Origin of the sequence: Serratia proteamaculans, from assembly GCF_004684015.1 — a bacterium.
GTDB lineage: Bacteria > Pseudomonadota > Gammaproteobacteria > Enterobacterales > Enterobacteriaceae > Serratia > Serratia proteamaculans_F.
Map to the genome: position 1 here is coordinate 45,953 of NZ_SRIA01000013.1, position 20,033 is coordinate 65,985.

Below are 20,033 nucleotides of genomic sequence, written 5' to 3' on the forward strand. Positions count from 1 at the left end.
GGTGCAGATTAACTTAATCGTTAACCGGCTGCGGTTTGGTTGCCGGTGCGGTGGCCTGGTTTGCCGCCGCATGACCACCCGCGGAACCTTTGCCTTCGAAGTTGAAGGAAGGGCGCTGCCAATCACTTTGCTGCTGCTGTTCCGGTACATAGTCCGGCGCAGGCGCTTTGGTCATTGGCGCAGTGGCGATATGTTTATACAACACATCTGGCACCGGCACTGGCTGTTGTTGCACAACCGGCGCTTCTTCTTTGACCACTACCGGGGCAGCAACTTCCTGCACTGGTGCGGCTTCAACGACGGGTTCAACGAACACCGGGGCTGGTTCAGCGACAGTTTCTTCAGCAACGGTTGCTGCCGTAACGACTGGCGTTTCTTCAACCACAGGGGCAGATTCAACCACAGGGGCTTCCTCTACCACCGGTGCCGCTTCAACCACCGCGGTTTCTTCGACCACTGCAGGCGCTTCAGCCACCGTTGCAGTTGGGGTTTCTTCTGCCTGGGCAGCGATTGCCGGCTCAGCGGTTTCAACAACCGGTTGGGCTGGTTCTTCTGCCGGAGTCACAACTTCTGGTTCGGTCACCGGAGCAACGGCTTGGGCAATAACCGGAGCGGCTACGCTAACGGCTTCTTGTGCCATGACGTTGTCGGTGGCGATTTCAACAGCTTCGGCCTGAACTTCTGCTTCTTCAATCAGTTGCGCGGCTTGTGTGACAGGGTAACTCACCCACACCTTGCCGGAAGCCATTTCTGGAGAGGCGAAAGCCCCTGCCAGCGGCATTGGCGACTGGGTAGGGTAACGCTCGTCACGGTAACGGCGACGACGTTGACCGCTAACACGCAGGTGGCGCGGAGAACGACGTGAGCGGCGTGGCATGCCGTTTTCGCCATTAGCACGGTTGTCCTGTGCATCATCTTCGCTCTGCGCCTCAAGGGTTTCCGGCAGCTGTTTAACGCTGTCTTCAACCTGTGCCGGCTTCACGTCCTGGGCTTTCACTACCGGTGCTTTTGGCGCCAGCAGTTCTTCCGCTGCACGATGCAGTTCTTCTTCCGCAGACAGCACGCGAACTTTCTGCGACAGAGGACGACGCTGACGACGCTGCATGTTCTGCATCTGACGTTCTTCGAGATCTTCGTCAACGCTGGCGTTGGCAGGGGTTGCGGTTTCTACGCTTTCCAGCGCAGCCACTTCCTGCTGAGCCTGACGTTTCTCTTCCTGACGACGACGCTGGCGCTCGGCACGTTGGTCACGGCGCTGTTGTTGCTCTTCACGCTGTGCCTTGGCGGCTTCTTCAGACAGTGGCTCTTCGGTTACGGCAGCAGTAGTCTGCGGCGCATTGCGACGGTTACGACGCTGCTCATCACGCACTTCACGTGTTTCACGGCCTTCGCGGTTGTCACGTGGTTCGCGATTTTCACGCGGCTCACGATTATCACGACCTTCACCGCGCTCTTTACGCTCGCCACGTTCTGGACGATCGCCACGCTCACCACGTTCTCCGCGCTCACCACGATCTTTACGACCAGTGCCCTGACGACGCTGACCACGACGATCCTGACGGCGGTTTTCACCGTTGCCTTCGGACTTCGGCGCCTCAACGACAGGTTTGGCTTCGACAACCGGTTGTTCTTCACCGGCAAACAGCGCTTTCAGACCACCGAACAGACGGCCCAACAGGCCCGGCTTGGCAGCGGCTGGCGCAGCTTGTTTGGTCGCAGTAGCGGCGACGGTAGCTTGAGCCACAACAGGTTCTTCTGCCGGCGGTGGAGCATCTGCAGCCAGGGAGAACGAAGCCAGAGCCGGTTGCTCCGGACGCTTGCGCTCCATCGGGGCATCTTCCAGCGGCTGAGCCATCTCTTCTTCGTGCAGTTTCGGCAGCAGGTAGCTCAGGGTTGGCGTTTCTTCGCCCTTGCGCACGCGCAGTACCGAGTAGTGCGGGGTTTGCATCTGATCGTTCGGCACGATGATCGCTTTCACGCCACCCTGACGTTTTTCGATCGCGCTCACCGATTCACGTTTTTCGTTCAGCAGGTAAGAGGCAACCTGAACGGGCACGATGGCGTGAACTTCTTTGGTATTTTCTTTCAGCGCTTCTTCTTCAATCAAACGAAGAATGGAAAGTGCCAGCGATTCGTTATCACGGATGGTGCCGGTGCCGTTACAGCGCGGGCAGACGTGATGGCTGGATTCACCCAGTGATGGGCTGAGGCGCTGACGCGACATCTCAAGCAGGCCGAAACGGGAAATGCGACCGATTTGGATACGCGCGCGGTCCTGACGAACGGCGTCACGCAGACGGTTTTCCACTTCACGTTGATGGCGAACCGGGGTCATATCGATAAAGTCGATAACGATCAGGCCGCCAAGGTCACGCAGACGCAGCTGGCGAGCGATCTCGTCGGCTGCTTCCAGGTTGGTGTTGAACGCAGTCTCTTCGATATCGCCGCCGCGGGTTGCCCGCGCGGAGTTGATGTCGATAGCGGTCAGCGCTTCGGTGGAGTCGATAACGATCGAACCGCCGGAAGGCAGGCGAACTTCACGCTGGAAAGCGGATTCAATTTGGGATTCGATTTGATAGTGGCTGAACAGAGGGATTTCGCCGCTGTACAGTTTAATCTTGCTGCTGAAATCTGGACGGCCCAGGGCAGCGATGTGCTCTTTGGCCAGATCGAGAACTTTTGGGTTGTCGATCAGGATTTCGCCGATGTCCGGGCGCAGATAGTCGCGGAATGCACGCACGATAACGTTGCTTTCCTGATGGATCAGGAATGGCGCAGCGCGGCCTTCAGCGGCTTTTTTAATCGCTTCCCAGTGCTTCAGGCGGAATGACAGATCCCACTGCAGCGCATCGGCAGATTTGCCCACGCCGGCGGTGCGAACAATCAGACCCATGCCATCAGGCAGTTGCAGGGAAGAAAGGGCTTCTTTGAGTTCGGTGCGGTCGTCACCCTCAATGCGGCGTGAAATACCACCGGCACGTGGGTTATTCGGCATCAGCACCAGATAACTGCCGGCCAGGCTGATGAAGGTGGTCAAGGCTGCGCCTTTGTTACCACGTTCTTCTTTATCAACCTGAACGATCACTTCCTGGCCTTCGCGCAGCACATCTTTGATGTTTGGGCGACCATGAGAAGAGTAGTTACTTGGGAAATATTCGCGAGAGATTTCTTTAAGAGGGAGGAAACCATGTCGTTCGGCGCCGTAATCAACGAACGCTGCTTCAAGACTTGGTTCTATACGAGTGATTTTGCCTTTGTAAATATTCGCTTTTTTCTGTTCATGACCCGGACTTTCAATATCCAAATCATACAGCCGCTGTCCATCTACCAAGGCAACACGCAACTCTTCCTGCTGAGTTGCGTTAATCAACATTCTTTTCATCTTAACTTACTCGTTATTTTTACATTATCGACAAAGCTGCGGGCAAAATAACCTCATGGCCGGATTAAAACCGAAAACCCCGTGTCTTCTCGCAAAGCCGTCAACCTCACGGTTGTCGCCTGCATAGGGGCGCATTATCTCGGTAAGCCTGTATTTCTTTGTGAAAAACAGCACTTTTACTAGGGGAATAGCCTCTGATTTACGTCGACAGATCTGATTCCGTTTGCCGGCCAAGCTGCAACCCGCAGCCCGCTAATTGTTTGATTTCACATTACGTCTTACGCCATTGCTGCGTTTTTGTGCCATCAGACAAATTTTATAATTCCACAGTTTTCCCTGTTTAACGAGAATCAACGTGGAAAGTAAACGCATTATTCCACTGCTGATACTGTTATAGCAAGGTGACTTTTCCTTAACTGCGGAAGAAATCGCAAACGTTCAAACCGGCTTGCTGCCTTATTGTCCGCTGGAATTTCGCCTGCAGTCAGAGAGACAGTTAAGCACATAAAAAGAAGTGGCGCTATTTACGCGCTCTATTTAGAATCCAGCCCCATGAAAACGAACATTCCTGCAGTACAACTAATCACGATTTCTGACGACGAAGCCGGTCAGCGAATCGACAACTTTCTGCTTGCCCGCCTGAAAGGCGTGCCGAAGAGCATGATTTATCGCATCGTGCGCAAAGGTGAGGTGCGCGTTAATAAAGGACGCATCAAGGCGGAATACAAGCTGGCGCCCGGTGATGTGGTGCGTGTGCCGCCGGTACGCGTTGCCGAGCGTGAAGAGGCGCCGGTCTCGGCCAAACTGGATAAAGTGGCCGCGTTGGCCAATTGCATCCTGTATGAAGACGATCACCTGCTGCTGCTGAATAAACCTTCCGGCACGGCGGTGCATGGCGGTAGCGGCCTGAGCTTTGGCGTTATCGAGGCCCTGCGAGCGTTGCGCCCGGAAGCCCGCTTCCTGGAGTTGGTTCACCGTTTGGACCGCGATACCTCGGGCGTGCTGCTGGTGGCGAAGAAACGTTCTGCGCTGCGATCCTTGCATGAGCAACTGCGCCTGAAAGGGATGCAGAAGGATTATCTGGCGCTGGTGCGCGGTGAATGGCAGTCGCATTGCAAAGCGGTGCAGGCACCGTTGCTTAAAAACATTCTGCAGAGCGGGGAACGCATCGTGCGTGTCAGCAGTGAAGGCAAGCCATCGGAAACCCGTTTCAAGGTGGAAGAGCGTTTTGAGCATGCGACGCTGGTCAAGGCCAGCCCGATCACCGGGCGTACTCACCAGATCCGCGTTCACACGCTGCACGCCGGGCATCCAATCGCCTTTGACGATCGTTATGGCGATCGTGAGTTCGATCGCCAATTAGCGGGCACCGGGCTCAAACGTTTGTTCCTGCATGCCGCGGCGTTACGCTTCGAACATCCGGGCACCGGCGAAACCATGCGCATTGAAGCACCGATGGACGCAGAGTTGCGCCACTGCCTGCAGGTATTGCGCAAGCAGTCCAAACCGCAGTAAACCGTATTTTATGCCAGCGGGTTGATGCCTTCAGCCCGCAGCATCTCCAGTAGCGCAATCAGCGGCAGGCCAATCAACGCATTCGGATCCCGTCCCTCCAGTTTTTCGAACAACGCAATGCCCAAACCTTCACTTTTAAAGCTGCCTGCGCAGTTGAGCGGTTGCTCAAGGCGGATATAGGCGGCGATTTCAGCGTCACTCAGCGCACGGAAGTGCACGTGGAAAGGTTCGCAAAGCACCTGCAGGTGTTTGCTATGGCTGTTGTATAGCGCCAGGCCGGTATAAAAAGTGACCCTTTGGCCGCTGGCCTGGCGCAATTGCGCGCGGGCATTTTCTTCGGTGTATGGTTTCCCGGTGATTTTACCGTCGATCACGCAGACCTGATCGGAGCCGATAATCAGGTGGTCGGGGTAGGCGGCGGCTAATGCCTGGGCCTTCGCCGTTGCCAGTCGCAGCACCAGCGCTTCGGCGGTTTCCCCGGCCTGTGGGGCTTCATCGACCTGCGGAGCGTCACAGATAAAAGGCAGATGCAGTTTTTCCAAAAGCATCTTGCGGTAGGTCGAGGTGGAGGCAAGCAGGAGTCTTTGCATAATTTTTTTCGTAAACCGTAGCGTAAATAGAGTAGTCATTTTAAACTGTCCGCCGCTGAGGAAGCGAATATTGGTGAAAGGTGCCGTTTTACGGCCTTTTTCTTTGACTCTAAGTCGTTACAAAGTTAATATGCGCGCCCTATGCAAAAGGTAAAATTACCCTTGACCATTGATGCGGTACGTACCGCTCAGAAACGCCTGGACTATGTTGGTTCCTATGCGCCTGAGCAGGTTACACGTGTTGCCGCCTCTGTGGTCAGTGTGGACAGTGATGTTGAGGTCTCGTTATCCTTTGATATTGATAACCAGCGCCTCGCGGTGATAACAGGGCATGCGGACGTCCAGGTAATGCTGATGTGCCAACGCTGTGGAGTTCCGTTTGAACATCATGTTCACACAACATATTGTTTTAGCCCGGTCGTCAATGATGAGCAGGCTGAGGCATTACCGGGAGCGTACGAGCCGATCGAAGTCGATGAGTTTGGCGAAGTCGATCTGCTGGCAATGATTGAAGACGAAATTATTCTTTCACTGCCTGTCGTCCCGGTACATGAATCTGAACACTGTGAAGTGTCCGAAGCGGATATGGTGTTTGGCAAACTGCCTGAAGAGGCGGAGAAACCAAATCCATTTGCCGTATTAGCCAGTTTAAAGCGTAAGTAATCAAGGAGTAAGGTCCATGGCCGTACAACAAAATAAACCAACCCGTTCCAAGCGTGGCATGCGTCGTTCACACGATGCTCTGACCACCGCCACTTTGTCTGTTGATAAAGCATCTGGCGAGACTCACCTGCGTCACCATATCACTGCCGACGGTTTCTACCGCGGTCGCAAGGTTATCGGCTAAGTAGCGATACCTTGACTCGTCTAACCCTGGCGTTAGATGCAATGGGCGGGGACTTCGGTCCCTGCGTCACAGTGCCTGCTTCATTGCAGGCACTGGCCTCTAATTTACAGCTTCATCTTCTGCTGGTCGGCAATCCCGACACCCTCTCTCCCTTACTTGCCAAAGCCGATCCGGTTCTTCTGGAACGTTTGCAAGTTGTGCCCGCTGAATCTGTGATTGCCGGCGACGCCAAACCCTCACAAGCGATACGCGCCAGCCGCGGTTCTTCCATGCGCATTGCGCTGGAACTGACTAAAAACGGCGATGCGCAAGGTTGTGTCAGCGCAGGGAATACCGGTGCGTTGATGGGGTTGGCGAAAATGCTGATCAAGCCGCTGGACGGTATTGAACGGCCGGCGCTGATGACGGTGATCCCGAATCAGCTGGGTGGCAAAACCGTGGTGCTGGATCTGGGCGCCAACGTCGAATGCGACAGTACCATGCTGGTGCAGTTCGCGGTGATGGGTGCGGTGATGGCCGAAGAGGTGGTGGGGATTGCGCAACCTCGCGTGGCGCTGCTGAATATTGGTGAAGAAGAAACCAAAGGCCTGGATAATATCCGCGAAGCGGCCGCCGTGCTAAAAAATACTCCGGCAATCAACTATATTGGTTACCTGGAAGGCAACGATCTTCTCACCGGTAAAACCGATGTGTTGGTCTGCGACGGCTTTGTGGGTAACGTCACCCTGAAGACCATGGAAGGGGTGGTAAGAGTCTTTTTATCGCTGCTGAAATCATCCGGAGACGGTGGCAAGCAGGCGTGGTGGTTAAAATTGTTGGGCCGTTGGTTGCAAAAACGGGTGGTAAAGCGGTTCGGCCACCTGAACCCCGACCAGTATAATGGCGCATGTCTGTTAGGATTGCGCAGCACCGTAATCAAGAGCCACGGCGCTGCAAACCCACACGCGTTTGCAGTGGCAATCGAACAGGCTGTGCAGGCGGTGCAGCGGCAAGTCCCTGACAGGATTGCTGCGCGCCTTGAAGCTGTATTACCTAAGAGTGACTGATCGTACATGTATACAAAGATTCTCGGTACGGGGAGTTATTTACCCGTACAAGTGCGCACCAACGCTGACCTAGAAAAAATGGTGGATACCTCTGACGAGTGGATCGTCTCACGTACGGGTATCCGTGAACGCCGTATTGCCGCCGCTGATGAAACAGTCGCGACGATGGGCTTCCATGCTGCTGAAAAAGCGCTGGAAATGGCAGGTGTGGCTAAAGAAGACATCGGGCTGATCGTTGTGGCTACCACCACCTCGAGCCACGCGTTCCCAAGTTCTGCCTGCCAGGTGCAGCAGATGCTGGGCATCAAAGACTGCGCGGCCTTCGATCTGGCTGCGGCCTGTGCCGGTTTCACCTATGCGTTGAGCGTCGCCGATCAGTATGTTAAAAACGGCGCGGTGAAGCATGCTCTGGTGATCGGCGCAGACGTGTTGTCACGCACGCTGGATCCGGAAGATCGCGGTACTATCATTCTGTTTGGTGATGGTGCAGGCGCGGTGCTGTTGGGGGCTTCTGAAGAGCCGGGCATCATGTCGACCCATCTGCACGCCGACGGCAGCTACGGCGGCCTGTTGACGCTGCCGTTCAAGGATCGTCAGGATCAGGACAAGCCGGCCTATGTCACCATGGCGGGTAATGAAGTCTTCAAGGTAGCGGTTACCGAACTGGCTCACATCGTTGATGAAACGCTGCAGGCCAATAATCTGGACCGCAGCGCGCTGGACTGGCTGGTGCCGCACCAGGCCAATTTGCGCATTATCAGCGCGACGGCTAAAAAATTGGGTATGGGGATGGATAAGGTGGTAGTGACGCTCGATCGTCACGGTAACACCTCTGCCGCCTCGGTCCCTGCAGCGCTCGACGAAGCGGTGCGTGATGGGCGAATTCAACGCGGCCAACTGGTGCTGCTGGAAGCCTTTGGCGGCGGCTTTACCTGGGGCTCGGCGCTGGTTCGTTTCTGATATAACAGGAAGAAAAAATGACGCAATTTGCTTTTGTTTTTCCAGGCCAGGGGTCACAGACTCTGGGCATGCTGGCCGATTTGGCCACCCAATATCCGATCGTTGAAGCGACTTTCAGCGAAGCCTCTTCCGTCCTGGGTTACGACCTGTGGCAACTGGTTCAGCAAGGGCCGGCGGAAGAACTGAACAAAACCTGGCAGACGCAACCGGCATTGCTGGCCGCTTCCGTAGCGATTTTCCGCGTCTGGCAGCAGCAGGGCGGTAAAATGCCTGCCATCATGGCTGGCCATAGCCTGGGTGAATACTCGGCATTGGTGTGCGCGGGCGTGCTGGATTTCCAGGCGGCAATCCGTCTGGTTGAGCTGCGCGGCAAACTGATGCAGGAAGCGGTGCCGGAAGGCACTGGCGCGATGTCCGCCATTATTGGCCTGGACAACGCAGCTATCGCCAAGGCCTGTGAAGAGTCTGCCCAGGGGCAGGTTGTTTCACCGGTGAACTTCAATTCACCGGGCCAGGTGGTTATTGCCGGTAACAAAGAAGCGGTTGAACGTGCAGGTGCGGCCTGTAAAGCCGCTGGCGCCAAGCGTGCGTTACCGTTGCCGGTGAGCGTGCCTTCGCACTGCGCACTGATGAAACCGGCTGCAGACAAGCTGGCGGTGGCGTTGCAGGAGATTACCTTCAATGCTCCGCAGGTACCGGTGGTGAATAACGTCGACGTGCGCACCGAAACCGATCCAGAAGCGATCCGCAGTGCACTGGTGCGCCAGTTGTACAGCCCGGTGCGTTGGACCGAAAGCGTAGAGTTTATGGCAGCACAGGGCGTTACCTTGCTGCTAGAGGTTGGTCCGGGTAAAGTTCTGACCGGTCTGACTAAACGTATTGTTGACACCCTGACGGCGGCGGCGGTTAATGACGCAGCCAGCCTGACAGCGGCGCTTGAACAATAAAGAGGAAAACAATGAGCTTCGAAGGTAAAGTTGTTCTGGTCACCGGCGCGAGCCGGGGTATTGGCCGGGCTATTGCAGAAACGTTTGTGGCACGTGGCGCCAAAGTGATCGGCACCGCCACCAGTGAAAGCGGCGCTGAGGCTATCAGCAGCTACCTGGGTGCAAGCGGCAAAGGGTTTGCGTTGAATGTGGTCGATGCTCAATCTATCGACAGCGTTCTGGCATCTATTCGTGCTGAATTTGGCGAAATCGACATTTTAGTGAATAATGCCGGTATTACGCGTGATAACCTCCTGATGCGTATGAAGGACGACGAGTGGCAGGATATCCTGAACACCAATCTGACTTCCGTATTCCGTCTGTCAAAAGCGGTAATGCGAGCTATGATGAAAAAGCGGTTTGGCCGTATCATCACCATCGGTTCCGTAGTTGGTACCATGGGGAACGCAGGGCAGGCTAATTACGCGGCGGCTAAAGCCGGTTTGATTGGTTTTAGTAAGTCTTTGGCACGTGAAGTTGCTTCGCGTGGCATTACGGTCAACGTCGTGGCACCTGGCTTTATTGAGACGGACATGACACGGGCGTTGACAGATGATCAGCGTGCAGGCATTTTGTCATCAGTTCCAGCCAATCGGCTGGGGGATGCTAAAGAAATCGCCAGCGCTGTTGCATTTTTAGCCTCTGATGAGGCTGGCTACATCACCGGTGAAACGTTACATGTCAATGGCGGCATGTACATGATTTAAAAAATGCGAAAACTATTTGCGTTATTTGGGGTAAAAACCGCAGAATAGCGTAAAATCGTGGTTTGACCAGCCGGGATTTAGTTGCATCTTTTTCAACATTTTATACACTACGAAAACCATCGCGAAAGCGAGTTTTGATAGGAAATTTAAGAGTATGAGCACTATCGAAGAACGCGTTAAGAAAATCATTGTTGAGCAATTGGGTGTTAAACAGGAAGAAGTTTTAAATAACGCTTCTTTCGTTGAAGATCTGGGTGCTGATTCTCTTGACACCGTTGAGCTGGTAATGGCTCTGGAAGAAGAGTTCGACACAGAGATTCCAGACGAAGAAGCTGAGAAAATCACTACTGTTCAGGCAGCTATTGATTTCATCAACGCCAGCCAGCAGTAAGAGAACATATCTAGGCGGTCACTCGACCGCCTAAGTTTTTTCTATCCCTAGTGTTATATTTTCCCTCCTTGGAGGACAAACGTGTCTAAGCGTCGAGTAGTTGTGACCGGACTGGGCATGTTGTCTCCTGTCGGCAATACGGTAGAGTCCACATGGAACGCTCTTCTTGCCGGTCAGAGTGGCATCAGCCTGATCGACCATTTCGATACTACTGCCTATGCAACGCGTTTTGCTGGCTTGGTAAAGAATTTTAACGTTGAAGATTTCATCTCCCGCAAAGATGCGCGCAAGATGGACGCCTTCATTCAGTACGGTATTGCTGCCGGCATGCAAGCCATGCAGGATGCTGGGCTGGATATCACCGAGGCTAACGCCAACCGCATTGGTGCCGCTATCGGCTCCGGTATCGGCGGCCTGGGTTTGATTGAAGAGAACCACAGTTCACTGGTTCACGGTGGCCCACGGAAAATCAGTCCGTTCTTTGTGCCGTCAACCATTGTTAACATGATTGCAGGCCACCTGACTATCATGTACGGCATGCGTGGCCCGAGCATTTCAATCGCCACTGCCTGTACTTCAGGTGTGCACAACATCGGCCATGCCGCGCGTATCATTGCTTACAATGATGCCGACGTCATGCTGGCCGGTGGGGCAGAGAAAGCCAGTACCCCGTTGGGTGTCGGCGGCTTCGGCGCAGCACGCGCGTTGTCGACCCGCAACGAAGATCCTCAAGCGGCCAGCCGCCCATGGGACAAAGACCGTGACGGTTTTGTTCTGGGTGACGGAGCCGGCATGATGGTGCTGGAAGAGTACGAACACGCCAAAAAACGCGGTGCCAAGATTTATGCTGAAGTCGTCGGCTTTGGGATGAGCAGCGATGCTTATCACATGACGTCACCTCCAGAGAATGGGGCGGGCGCAGCGCTGGCAATGGAAAATGCATTGCTTGATGCCGGTGTGACCACGTCACAAATCGGTTATATCAACGCGCATGGCACTTCAACGCCAGCCGGTGACAAAGCCGAAACGCAGGCAGTGAAGTCGGTATTTGGCAGCGATGCGCAGCGCGTATTGGTCAGTTCGACCAAATCGATGACCGGCCACCTGTTGGGTGCCGCAGGCGCGATTGAGTCGATCTTCACCGTACTGGCCTTGCGTGACCAGGCCGTGCCACCCACCATCAATCTGGATAATCCGGATGAAGGTTGCGATTTGGACTTTGTTCCACACGAAGCTCGCCAGGTGAGTGATATGCAGTACACGCTGTGTAACTCCTTCGGCTTCGGCGGCACTAATGGTTCACTGATCTTCCGCAAGGTGTAATGCCTCTGTTGGCAGACGGTAAAAAAGCCCGGTTTTTTTGAACCGGGCTTTTTTTATGGCGCTGACCCGCGACTCGGAAAGCTCTGCTTGCCGGTGCTGTGGCCAAACGGCAAGCTGCTGCTAATGGTACCTGCGCCTGTTATTCTGTAGCGATACCAAAGCGGTCAGGGGGAGTCTATGTACTGGATTAATGGGCATCAGCACGATGCGCTAGCGCCAAGCGATCGCGGCTTGCAGTTTGGTGACGGCTGTTTCACTACTGCCCGGGTTATTGACGGGAAAATAGACCTGTTGCCCTGGCATATCGAGCGGCTACAGTTGGCAGCGCAACGGCTGATGTTGCCGTCCTGCGACTGGAACGCTTTGGAAGCTGAAATGGTGCGCGCGGCAGAATCTATCCCGCTGGGCGTGGTCAAAACGATACTGACACGCGGCAGTGGTGGCAGGGGGTACAGCCCGCAAGGGTGTGAGGCCCCCACACGGATAGTCTCTCGTAGCACCTATCCCATGCATTATTTGCCATGGCGAGAGCAGGGCATAAGCCTGACGCTCAGCCCGGTAGCGCTGGGGCGCAATCCCCTGTTGGCTGGGTTGAAGCATTTGAATCGTTTGGAGCAGGTGTTGATCCGCACGCATCTTGACCAGACAACCGCCGACGAGGCGCTGGTGCTTGACACTGCCGGTATGCTGGTGGAATGCTGTGCGGCTAATTTGTTCTGGCGTAAGGGAAAAGCAGTATTTACGCCAGATTTGAGCCAGGCAGGCGTGGCTGGGCTGATGCGTCGCCGGGTTATTGAGCTGCTGGCGGGCAGTGAATACTCGCTGCATTGCGTCAGCGAACCGCTGGAGACGCTGGCCGATGCTGAAGAGGTGCTGGTGAGCAATGCGTTAATGCCGTTGCTGCCGGTCAATACTGCGCAATCATGGTGTTACCCTTCGCGCCAACTTTATGATTTTTTGCGCCCACACTGTTAACGATGGCTGATTGATGAAGAAAAGAAAGCTGAAGTTCGTTTCTATTATTGTTGTTCTGGTATTGGGCCTGCTGTTTTGGGGTTACCAGAAGGTTGAACGCTTTGCGGATATGCCATTGGCGATCCAGCAGGAGGCTATTTTCAAACTACCGGCGGGTACCGGACGGGTGGCACTGGAAGGGCTGTTGGTACGCGATAAGCTGATACGCAATGGCAAGTGGTTCCCATGGTTGCTGCGCCTGGAGCCACAACTGGCGGAGTTTAAGGCCGGAACCTATCGCTTCACGCCGGGCATGACGGTACGCCAAATGCTTCAACTGTTGGCCAGCGGCAAAGAGGCCCAGTTCAGTGCGCGCTTTATTGAAGGTTCCCGCCTGCGTGACTGGCTGACGGTGCTGCAACAGTCAAAATACCTTAAACATACGTTGGCCGGTAAAAGCGAAGCGGAAATCGCCGAGGCGCTGGGCCTGCCAGAAGGCACCAGCCCGGAGGGGCGCCTGTACCCGGATACCTATCTGTACACCGCAGGCATGAGCGATATGGCGCTGTTGAAACGTGCCCATCTGCGAATGATTAAAGCGTTGCAGACCGCCTGGCAGGGCCGTGAGGACAACCTGCCGTACAAGACGCCGGGAGACATGCTGACCATGGCTTCGATCATTGAGAAAGAGACTGCGGTGCCGGAAGAACGTACCAAAGTGGCCTCGGTATTCATTAATCGCCTGCGTATTGGCATGCGTTTGCAGACCGACCCGACGGTGATCTACGGCATGGGTGAGGCTTATAATGGCAACATTACCCGCAAGGATTTGGAAACGCCGACGCCGTACAACACCTACGTGATTAATGGTCTGCCGCCAACGCCGATTGCCATGCCGGGCCAGGCCTCGCTGGAAGCCGCAGCCAATCCGGCGAAGACGCCTTATTTGTACTTTGTTGCCGATGGTAAGGGCGGGCATCAGTTTACTACTAACCTGGCCAGCCATAATCAGGCGGTGCGCGCTTATCGTCAGGCGTTAAAGGAAAAGAATGAAAAGTAAATTCGTGGTTATCGAAGGGCTGGAAGGTGCGGGCAAAACGACTGCGCGTGATACCGTTGTTGACGTACTACGCGAGCACGGCATCAACGAGATTGCCTTCACCCGTGAACCGGGTGGCACACCGCTGGCGGAAAAACTGCGCGACCTGTTCAAACGTGGCGTGGATGGCGAACTGCCGACCATCAAGGCCGAGGTACTGATGCTGTATGCGGCTCGTGTACAGTTGGTGGAAACGGTGATCAAACCGGCATTGGCGCGCGGTGCCTGGGTGGTGGGCGATCGTCACGATCTGTCTTCTCAAGCCTACCAGGGCGGTGGCCGGGGTGTGGATCAGCAATTGATGGCTTCGTTGCGTGATACGGTGCTGGGGGAGTTTCGTCCGGACCTGACACTTTACCTGGACTTACCGCCGAAAGTTGGCCTGCAGCGTGCTCGCGCGCGCGGCGAACTGGATCGTATCGAACAGGAAGCCCTGCCATTCTTTGAGCGTACCCGCGCGCGTTATCTGGAGTTGGCGGCGCAAGATACGTCCATCATCACCATAGATGCTTCCCAATCGCTGGAGCAGGTGATGGCGGCGATCCGTCGTTGCGTCAGCCAATGGTTACAGCAGCAGGAAGGCGCGTAATGAACTGGTACCCGTGGCTGAATACCCCTTACCGGCAGTTGGTCGGGCAATATGCTACCGGGCGCGGTCATCACGCACTGTTATTGCATGCCGCTGCGGGCCATGGCGAGGATGCGCTGGCCTATGGTCTGAGCCGTTGGCTGATTTGCCAACGTCGCAACGGCGAGAAAAGCTGCGGTGAATGCCATAGCTGCCGGTTGATGTTGGCGGGAAATCACCCGGATTATCACGTGCTGACGCCGGAAAAAGGCAAAAGCAGCCTGGGGGTGGAGCCTATCCGCCAACTGATTGAGATCCTTTACTCTCATGCGCAGCAGGGCGGTGCCAAGGTGATTTGGCTACCACAGGCGGAGTTGCTGACCGAGGCGGCCGCCAATGCCCTGTTGAAAACGCTGGAAGAGCCGCCGGAAAAAACCTATTTCCTGCTGAGCTGTCGTGAGCCTTCACGCCTGCTGGCGACGTTGCGCAGCCGTTGTTTGTACTGGCATCTCGCCAGCCCGGACGAACAGCTCAGTCTGCAATGGCTGAATCGGCAGACGCCGGGTAATCAGATCGATCTCCTGACCGCCTTGCGCCTGCATGACGGCGCGCCGTTGGCCGCAGAGCAATTGCTCCAGCCGGGACCCTGGCAACAGCGTAGCGCGCTGTGCGCGGCCCTGAGTGCCGCTTTGCCGCAGCACGACATGTTATCGCTGCTGCCGGTATTGAATCACGAAGACGTCGCTGAGCGGCTACACTGGCTATGTTCGTTGTTGATGGACGCCATGAAATGGCAGCAGGGCGCCGCCAGCTTTGTACTGAACCAGGATCAGCAGCCGCTGGTGCATCAGTTGGCCAGCCGTCTGAGCAGCACGTCGCTGCAGCAAGCCGTGCAGCAATGGCTGCATTGTCGCCATCAGTTGCTTAGCGTCGTTGGCGTTAACCGCGAGCTGCTGCTGACCGAACAGTTACTTGGCTGGGAGCAATTGCTCGGCGCTACCGGCTATTCTCACCCTCATTCGCTGTAAAAGAGTTAAATATTATGTTGTTAGTAGATTCTCATTGTCACCTTGACGGCCTGGATTACCAAACGCTGCATCAAAATGTGGATGATGCTTTGGCGAAGGCCAAGGCGCGTGATGTCGGTTACGTGCTGGCGGTTGCCACCACCTTGCCGGGCTATCAGGCGATGACGCAATTGATTGGCCAACGCGATGACGTGGCCTTCTCCTGCGGGGTGCATCCGCTCAATCTGGAGGGCGGCTACGACTACGCTGAGCTGCGCCGATTGGCAGCAGCAGAGCAGGTGGTGGCACTGGGTGAAACCGGGCTGGACTACTTCTATCAGAAAGACAATCTTGAGCTGCAGCAAGCGTCGTTCCGTGAACACATTCGTATCGGCCGCGACCTGAACAAGCCGGTGATCGTGCATACCCGCGATGCACGGGAAGACACACTGGCTATTCTGCGTGAAGAAAATGCCCAGGACTGTGGCGGTGTGCTGCACTGCTTCACCGAAGATTGCGCTACCGCAGAGGCGTTGCTGGATCTGGGATTCTACATTTCGTTCTCCGGTATCCTGACCTTCCGCAATGCAGAGCAATTGCGCGAAGTGGCGCGCTATGTGCCGCTGGATCGTATTCTGGTGGAAACCGACTCGCCGTACCTGGCCCCGGTGCCGCATCGCGGCAAAGAAAACCAACCTGCCTATGTGCGCGATGTGGCTGAATACATGGCGGTATTGAAGGGCGTGAGCCTGGAAACGCTGGCCGAAGCCACCACCGCCAACTTTTCACGCTTATTTCACATCGAACTCTAATCTTTGGCCTAGGCTATAGCTGTGGTTAACGAAATCTGAATTCTTTTTAAGCTCGTAATTAATCGCCGAAACGGGTAATGTTCCCACCCGTTTTTCGGGCGAGGTGCGGGCGTTTTTTGCTCATTTTTAACAAAAAATAGGCGATATAAGAAAAATACCCGGTTTTGTTCATCGAAACGTGACTGTCATCAAACATTGCGCAGCCTATTTATTTTACTCTGCGTAATAATTCAAGGGGTGCTCAGACACCCTGAATTGCAGGGGTTTTTTCTCCCCCCCTTGCAACGCGAAGAATCGCGAAAAGTAGCAAAGCACTATTACTCAGGAGCACACTCAACTATGTTCAAGAACGCATTTGCAAACCTGCAAAAAGTAGGTAAGTCGCTAATGCTGCCGGTATCCGTATTGCCTATCGCAGGTATCCTGCTGGGCGTCGGTTCCGCCAACTTTAGCTGGCTACCCGCGGTAGTCTCACACGTGATGGCGGAAGCCGGCGGTTCCGTTTTCGCCAATATGCCGCTGATTTTTGCCATCGGTGTTGCCCTGGGCTTCACCAATAACGACGGTGTCTCCGCGTTAGCCGCGGTAGTGGCTTACGGCATCATGGTGAAAACCATGGCGGTGGTTGCACCGCTGGTGCTGCACCTGCCGGCCGAAGAAATTGCGGCTAAACACCTGGCGGATACCGGTGTGCTTGGGGGGATTATCTCCGGCTCCATCGCTGCCTATATGTTTAACCGCTTCTTCCGCATTCAGTTGCCGGAATACCTGGGCTTCTTTGCCGGTAAGCGTTTTGTGCCGATTATCTCCGGCCTGGCGGCAATCGTTCTGGGCGTAGTGCTGTCCTTTATCTGGCCTCCAATCGGTACGGCTATCCAGACCTTCTCCCAGTGGGCGGCTTATCAGAACCCGGTAGTGGCGTTTGGTATTTATGGCGTGGTTGAACGTGCGCTGGTGCCGTTCGGTCTGCACCATATCTGGAACGTGCCGTTCCAAATGCAGATCGGTGAATACACCAACGCAGCGGGTCAGGTGTTCCACGGCGATATTCCACGTTATATGGCGGGTGACCCAACTGCGGGTAAACTGTCCGGTGGCTTCCTGTTCAAAATGTACGGTCTGCCTGCTGCTGCGATTGCCATCTGGCACTCAGCCAAGCCGGAAAACCGCGCTAAAGTCGGCGGTATCATGATCTCCGCTGCGCTGACCTCGTTCCTGACCGGTATCACCGAGCCGATCGAGTTCTCCTTCATGTTCGTTGCGCCGATCCTGTACGCAATCCATGCCATCCTGGCTGGCCTGGCGTTCCCGATCTGTATCCTGTTGGGGATGCGTGACGGCACCAGCTTCTCACACGGTCTGATCGACTTTATCGTCCTGAGCGGCAACAGCAGCAAAATCTGGCTGTTCCCAATCGTCGGTATCATCTACGGTCTGGTGTACTACACCATCTTCCGCGTGTTGATTGCCAAGCTGGATCTGAAAACCCCAGGGCGTGAAGACACTGTTTCTGAGCAAGTTGCACAGGGCGGTTCTGAAATGTCTGCGGCGCTGGTACAGGCCTTTGGCGGTAAAGATAACATCACCAACCTGGATGCCTGTATCACCCGTCTGCGCGTTAGCGTGGCGGACGTGAGCAAGGTTGACCAGGCTGGCCTGAAAAAACTGGGTGCTGCCGGCGTCGTTGTCGCAGGCTCGGGCGTTCAGGCTATCTTTGGTACCAAATCTGACAACCTGAAAACGGATATGGACGAATACATCCGTAATCATTAATTCAGGTAGGGGGAGTTTCAAGGGAGGCGAAAGCCTCCCTTTTTTATTGGCGAGAATTTATTTTACTGCGTGCTTTTGCAGATACTGTTCAAACACCGCCAGGGTGTCGTTAGAAATGTGATGTTCAATCCCTTCGCTGTCCAGCTCTGCCGTTTCATTCGATACACCAAGGCACACCAGCAGATCGACCACAATCCGGTGGCGACGCCGTACCTTCTGCGCCAGTTGTTCACCTTCTTCGGTCAGAAAAACTCCCCGGTAAGGGCGTGACTCTACCAAGCCGGCGCTTTTAAGCCGGGCGATGTTCTTGATCGCAGTCGGGTGCGAAACGCCGAAGCGTTTGGCGATATCCGTGGTTCTGGCTTCGCGAGTGGTGACCAGCAGGTCGGCAATCAGCTCAACATAATCCTCTATCAGCGCATTGGATTGCGCCTCACGAGCGCGGGTGAAGCGCAGGGCATGTTCAGCCTCGTCCGGCATTTCAGCCACCACGGGGCGTTCTGCGTCGTCTGGTGCGCTTGTTGCCATAGTCTGAGACGTCCTTTAAACGATAAACCAGTAAGTTGCAGGTTAATGCAGTTCCGCCATACGTTAGTCCAAAGGCGACGCATTATCAATTCGGCTGGCGTATTCGATGACAATAAGAAATATTTGTACACAAAGGCAGTGAATCTTCCATTTTGCATAAAGTGTAGCCGATGCTACATTGCTGTGAGTGTTGGGTGAAAAATAACCAGAAAAAGATTGAGGGTAAACATGCGTGATGCGGCAACCAGCACATCGTTAACCGAACGAACCAATACGGCAATTGGTAACGCACTTGCCGGGCGCAAGCGTGGTGCATTCACGCCGCTACTGTTCGCCGGCCCTGCCGTGATTGCCTCCATTGCTTATATGGACCCGGGTAATTTCGCCACCAATATTCAGGCCGGTTCGAAATACGGCTACAGCCTGTTGTGGGTGGTGGTGATGGCTAACCTGATCGCCATGCTGTTTCAGGCGCTGTCGGCCAAGCTGGGTATCGTTACCAACCGCAATTTGGCGGAGATGTGCCGCGATCAATTTTCTCGTCCGGTGGTCATTGGCATGTGGTTGCTCAGTGAGGTGGCGGCAATGGCTACCGATCTGGCCGAGTTTCTCGGCGGTGCGATAGCGCTGGCGTTACTGTTCCATATGCCGCTGCTGCCGGGAATGGGAGTGACGGCGGTGATCACCTATGCCTTGCTGATGGTGGAGAAGAAAGGCTTCCGCCCGGTAGAACTGATGATCGGCGGCTTGGTCGCGGTGATTGCCCTGTGTTATCTGGTCGAGATGTTTATCGTGCCAGTCGATTGGGCGGCAGCCGGTATTGGCATGGTTACCCCGCAATTGCCGGATGCACAGGCGTTGACCATTGCCGTCGGTATCATTGGTGCCACCGTGATGCCACATGCCATCTTCCTTCACTCGGGCCTGACCCAGCACCGTGCGCCGGCCAGTGACAGCGGCGAACGCCGTAAACTGCTGCGCTTTTCCAACATTGAGGTGGTGATAGCGCTGTCTATTGCCGGACTGGTGAATATCGCCATGGTGATAATGGCTTCCAGCGCCTTTCATGCCGGTAATAGCGACGTGGCGGAGATTGGCACCGCTTACCATACGCTGACGCCACTGTTTGGTGCTGCCGCGGCAGGGATCTTCCTGATGTCGTTGATTGCCTCCGGCATTTCCAGCTCGGTGGTGGGCACCATGGCGGGCCAGATGATCATGCAGGGATTTGTCGGTTTCCGCATTCCTGTATGGGTACGCCGCATGGTGACCATGATCCCGGCGTTCATCGTGGTTGCGTTAGGGGTGAATGCCACCGATGCACTGGTTTACAGCCAGGTGGTACTGAGCCTGGCGCTGCCGGCACCCATGATTGCTCTGGTGATGTTCACCCGCCGTCGCGACATTATGGGCGAATTTGTCAATAGCCGCCTGACCAGCCTGGTGTCAGTCATAGGTACGGTGATTATTCTTTTGCTTAACATGGTATTACTGCTGCAGACCTTCGGCGTTGCCATCCCCGGTCTGGCCTGACCGACAAGCCGT

19 protein-coding genes are annotated in these 20,033 nt (G+C 55.2%); 16 read left to right on the forward strand and 3 right to left on the reverse strand.

Annotated features, from left to right (window positions below):
- Positions 1–13: 13 nt before the first annotated feature.
- The gene (gene rne, locus E5C26_RS09535) at positions 14–3,382 is read right to left on the reverse strand and encodes a ribonuclease E (RefSeq protein ID WP_135316082.1); all 3,369 of its coding nucleotides are present in this window, start codon (positions 3,380–3,382) and stop codon (positions 14–16) included.
- A 552-nt stretch (positions 3,383–3,934) separates the two neighbouring features.
- Here rne and rluC point away from each other — a divergent pair.
- Positions 3,935–4,897 (forward strand): 23S rRNA pseudouridine(955/2504/2580) synthase RluC, encoded by a 963-nt coding sequence (gene rluC / locus E5C26_RS09545; RefSeq protein WP_135316083.1) that lies wholly within the window; start codon positions 3,935–3,937, stop codon positions 4,895–4,897.
- 8 nt (positions 4,898–4,905) lie between these two features.
- Here rluC and E5C26_RS09550 read toward each other — a convergent pair whose 3' ends face one another.
- Positions 4,906–5,487, reverse strand: coding sequence for a Maf family protein (locus E5C26_RS09550; RefSeq protein WP_135316084.1), 582 nt, complete (start codon positions 5,485–5,487; stop codon positions 4,906–4,908).
- Positions 5,488–5,628: 141 nt separating this feature from the next.
- Here E5C26_RS09550 and yceD point away from each other — a divergent pair, with 141 nt between their 5' ends.
- The 14 genes from yceD (at position 5,629) to ptsG (ending at position 17,960) form a co-directional block, all read left to right on the forward strand.
- Complete coding sequence (gene yceD / locus E5C26_RS09555; protein WP_012006326.1) at positions 5,629–6,150, forward strand: 23S rRNA accumulation protein YceD; 522 nt, start codon at positions 5,629–5,631, stop codon at positions 6,148–6,150.
- Between the two features lie 16 nt (positions 6,151–6,166).
- On the forward strand, positions 6,167–6,334 hold the full coding sequence (gene rpmF, locus E5C26_RS09560) for a 50S ribosomal protein L32 (RefSeq protein WP_012006327.1): 168 nt from the start codon (positions 6,167–6,169) through the stop codon (positions 6,332–6,334).
- 11 nt (positions 6,335–6,345) lie between these two features.
- A complete protein-coding gene (gene plsX, locus E5C26_RS09565; protein WP_012006328.1) occupies positions 6,346–7,380 on the forward strand; it encodes a phosphate acyltransferase PlsX in 1,035 nt (344 codons plus the stop codon).
- Between the two features lie 6 nt (positions 7,381–7,386).
- Positions 7,387–8,340, forward strand: a complete 954-nt coding sequence (locus tag E5C26_RS09570) for a beta-ketoacyl-ACP synthase III (RefSeq protein WP_135316085.1) — start codon at positions 7,387–7,389, stop codon at positions 8,338–8,340.
- A gap of 17 nt (positions 8,341–8,357) precedes the next feature.
- Positions 8,358–9,287, forward strand: a complete 930-nt coding sequence (gene fabD / locus E5C26_RS09575) for an ACP S-malonyltransferase (protein WP_135316086.1) — start codon at positions 8,358–8,360, stop codon at positions 9,285–9,287.
- A gap of 11 nt (positions 9,288–9,298) precedes the next feature.
- Complete coding sequence (gene fabG / locus E5C26_RS09580; protein WP_012006331.1) at positions 9,299–10,033, forward strand: 3-oxoacyl-ACP reductase FabG; 735 nt, start codon at positions 9,299–9,301, stop codon at positions 10,031–10,033.
- A gap of 154 nt (positions 10,034–10,187) precedes the next feature.
- A complete protein-coding gene (gene acpP, locus E5C26_RS09585; protein ID WP_004719003.1) occupies positions 10,188–10,424 on the forward strand; it encodes an acyl carrier protein in 237 nt (78 codons plus the stop codon).
- An 81-nt stretch (positions 10,425–10,505) separates the two neighbouring features.
- Positions 10,506–11,747, forward strand: a complete 1,242-nt coding sequence (fabF, locus tag E5C26_RS09590; RefSeq protein WP_135316087.1) for a beta-ketoacyl-ACP synthase II — start codon at positions 10,506–10,508, stop codon at positions 11,745–11,747.
- 177 nt (positions 11,748–11,924) lie between these two features.
- Positions 11,925–12,722 carry an aminodeoxychorismate lyase gene (gene pabC / locus E5C26_RS09595; RefSeq protein ID WP_135316088.1) on the forward strand — a complete coding sequence of 266 codons (798 nt, stop codon included), beginning with the start codon at positions 11,925–11,927 and terminating at the stop codon, positions 12,720–12,722.
- 13 nt (positions 12,723–12,735) lie between these two features.
- Entirely contained in the window at positions 12,736–13,761 is a 1,026-nt protein-coding gene (mltG, locus tag E5C26_RS09600; protein WP_135316089.1) for an endolytic transglycosylase MltG, read from the forward strand.
- Entirely contained in the window at positions 13,751–14,389 is a 639-nt protein-coding gene (gene tmk / locus E5C26_RS09605) for a dTMP kinase (protein ID WP_135316090.1), read from the forward strand. The genes mltG and tmk overlap by 11 nt, the downstream gene beginning before the upstream one ends.
- The gene (gene holB / locus E5C26_RS09610) at positions 14,389–15,396 is read left to right on the forward strand and encodes a DNA polymerase III subunit delta' (RefSeq protein ID WP_135316091.1); all 1,008 of its coding nucleotides are present in this window, start codon (positions 14,389–14,391) and stop codon (positions 15,394–15,396) included. Before tmk ends, holB begins: the two co-directional genes overlap by 1 nt.
- Before the next feature lie 14 nt (positions 15,397–15,410).
- A complete protein-coding gene (locus E5C26_RS09615; protein WP_012006337.1) occupies positions 15,411–16,187 on the forward strand; it encodes a metal-dependent hydrolase in 777 nt (258 codons plus the stop codon).
- A 339-nt stretch (positions 16,188–16,526) separates the two neighbouring features.
- A complete protein-coding gene (ptsG, locus tag E5C26_RS09620) occupies positions 16,527–17,960 on the forward strand; it encodes a PTS glucose transporter subunit IIBC (protein WP_135316092.1) in 1,434 nt (477 codons plus the stop codon).
- Between the two features lie 57 nt (positions 17,961–18,017).
- On the opposite strand, the gene mntR is transcribed toward ptsG, so the two are convergent.
- Entirely contained in the window at positions 18,018–18,488 is a 471-nt protein-coding gene (gene mntR, locus E5C26_RS09625; RefSeq protein WP_135316093.1) for a manganese-binding transcriptional regulator MntR, read from the reverse strand.
- Positions 18,489–18,716: 228 nt separating this feature from the next.
- On the opposite strand from mntR, the gene E5C26_RS09630 reads away from it, so the two are divergent.
- Positions 18,717–20,021 carry an Nramp family divalent metal transporter gene (locus tag E5C26_RS09630; RefSeq protein ID WP_135316094.1) on the forward strand — a complete coding sequence of 435 codons (1,305 nt, stop codon included), beginning with the start codon at positions 18,717–18,719 and terminating at the stop codon, positions 20,019–20,021.
- The last annotated feature ends 12 nt before the right edge of the window (positions 20,022–20,033 follow it).

Excerpts from the sequence above, each read along its gene's own strand:
- rne (WP_135316082.1), bottom strand. The coding sequence starts at position 3,382 with ATGAAAAGAATGTTGATTAACGCAACTCAGCAGGAAGAGTTGCGTGTT.
- rluC (WP_135316083.1), top strand. The coding sequence starts at position 3,935 with ATGAAAACGAACATTCCTGCAGTACAACTAATCACGATTTCTGACGAC.
- E5C26_RS09550 (WP_135316084.1), bottom strand. The coding sequence starts at position 5,487 with ATGCAAAGACTCCTGCTTGCCTCCACCTCGACCTACCGCAAGATGCTT.
- yceD (WP_012006326.1), top strand. The coding sequence starts at position 5,629 with ATGCAAAAGGTAAAATTACCCTTGACCATTGATGCGGTACGTACCGCT.
- rpmF (WP_012006327.1), top strand. The coding sequence starts at position 6,167 with ATGGCCGTACAACAAAATAAACCAACCCGTTCCAAGCGTGGCATGCGT.
- E5C26_RS09570 (WP_135316085.1), top strand. The coding sequence starts at position 7,387 with ATGTATACAAAGATTCTCGGTACGGGGAGTTATTTACCCGTACAAGTG.
- fabD (WP_135316086.1), top strand. The coding sequence starts at position 8,358 with ATGACGCAATTTGCTTTTGTTTTTCCAGGCCAGGGGTCACAGACTCTG.
- fabG (WP_012006331.1), top strand. The coding sequence starts at position 9,299 with ATGAGCTTCGAAGGTAAAGTTGTTCTGGTCACCGGCGCGAGCCGGGGT.
- acpP (WP_004719003.1), top strand. The coding sequence starts at position 10,188 with ATGAGCACTATCGAAGAACGCGTTAAGAAAATCATTGTTGAGCAATTG.
- pabC (WP_135316088.1), top strand. The coding sequence starts at position 11,925 with ATGTACTGGATTAATGGGCATCAGCACGATGCGCTAGCGCCAAGCGAT.
- mltG (WP_135316089.1), top strand. The coding sequence starts at position 12,736 with ATGAAGAAAAGAAAGCTGAAGTTCGTTTCTATTATTGTTGTTCTGGTA.
- tmk (WP_135316090.1), top strand. The coding sequence starts at position 13,751 with ATGAAAAGTAAATTCGTGGTTATCGAAGGGCTGGAAGGTGCGGGCAAA.
- holB (WP_135316091.1), top strand. The coding sequence starts at position 14,389 with ATGAACTGGTACCCGTGGCTGAATACCCCTTACCGGCAGTTGGTCGGG.
- E5C26_RS09615 (WP_012006337.1), top strand. The coding sequence starts at position 15,411 with ATGTTGTTAGTAGATTCTCATTGTCACCTTGACGGCCTGGATTACCAA.
- ptsG (WP_135316092.1), top strand. The coding sequence starts at position 16,527 with ATGTTCAAGAACGCATTTGCAAACCTGCAAAAAGTAGGTAAGTCGCTA.
- mntR (WP_135316093.1), bottom strand. The coding sequence starts at position 18,488 with ATGGCAACAAGCGCACCAGACGACGCAGAACGCCCCGTGGTGGCTGAA.
- E5C26_RS09630 (WP_135316094.1), top strand. The coding sequence starts at position 18,717 with ATGCGTGATGCGGCAACCAGCACATCGTTAACCGAACGAACCAATACG.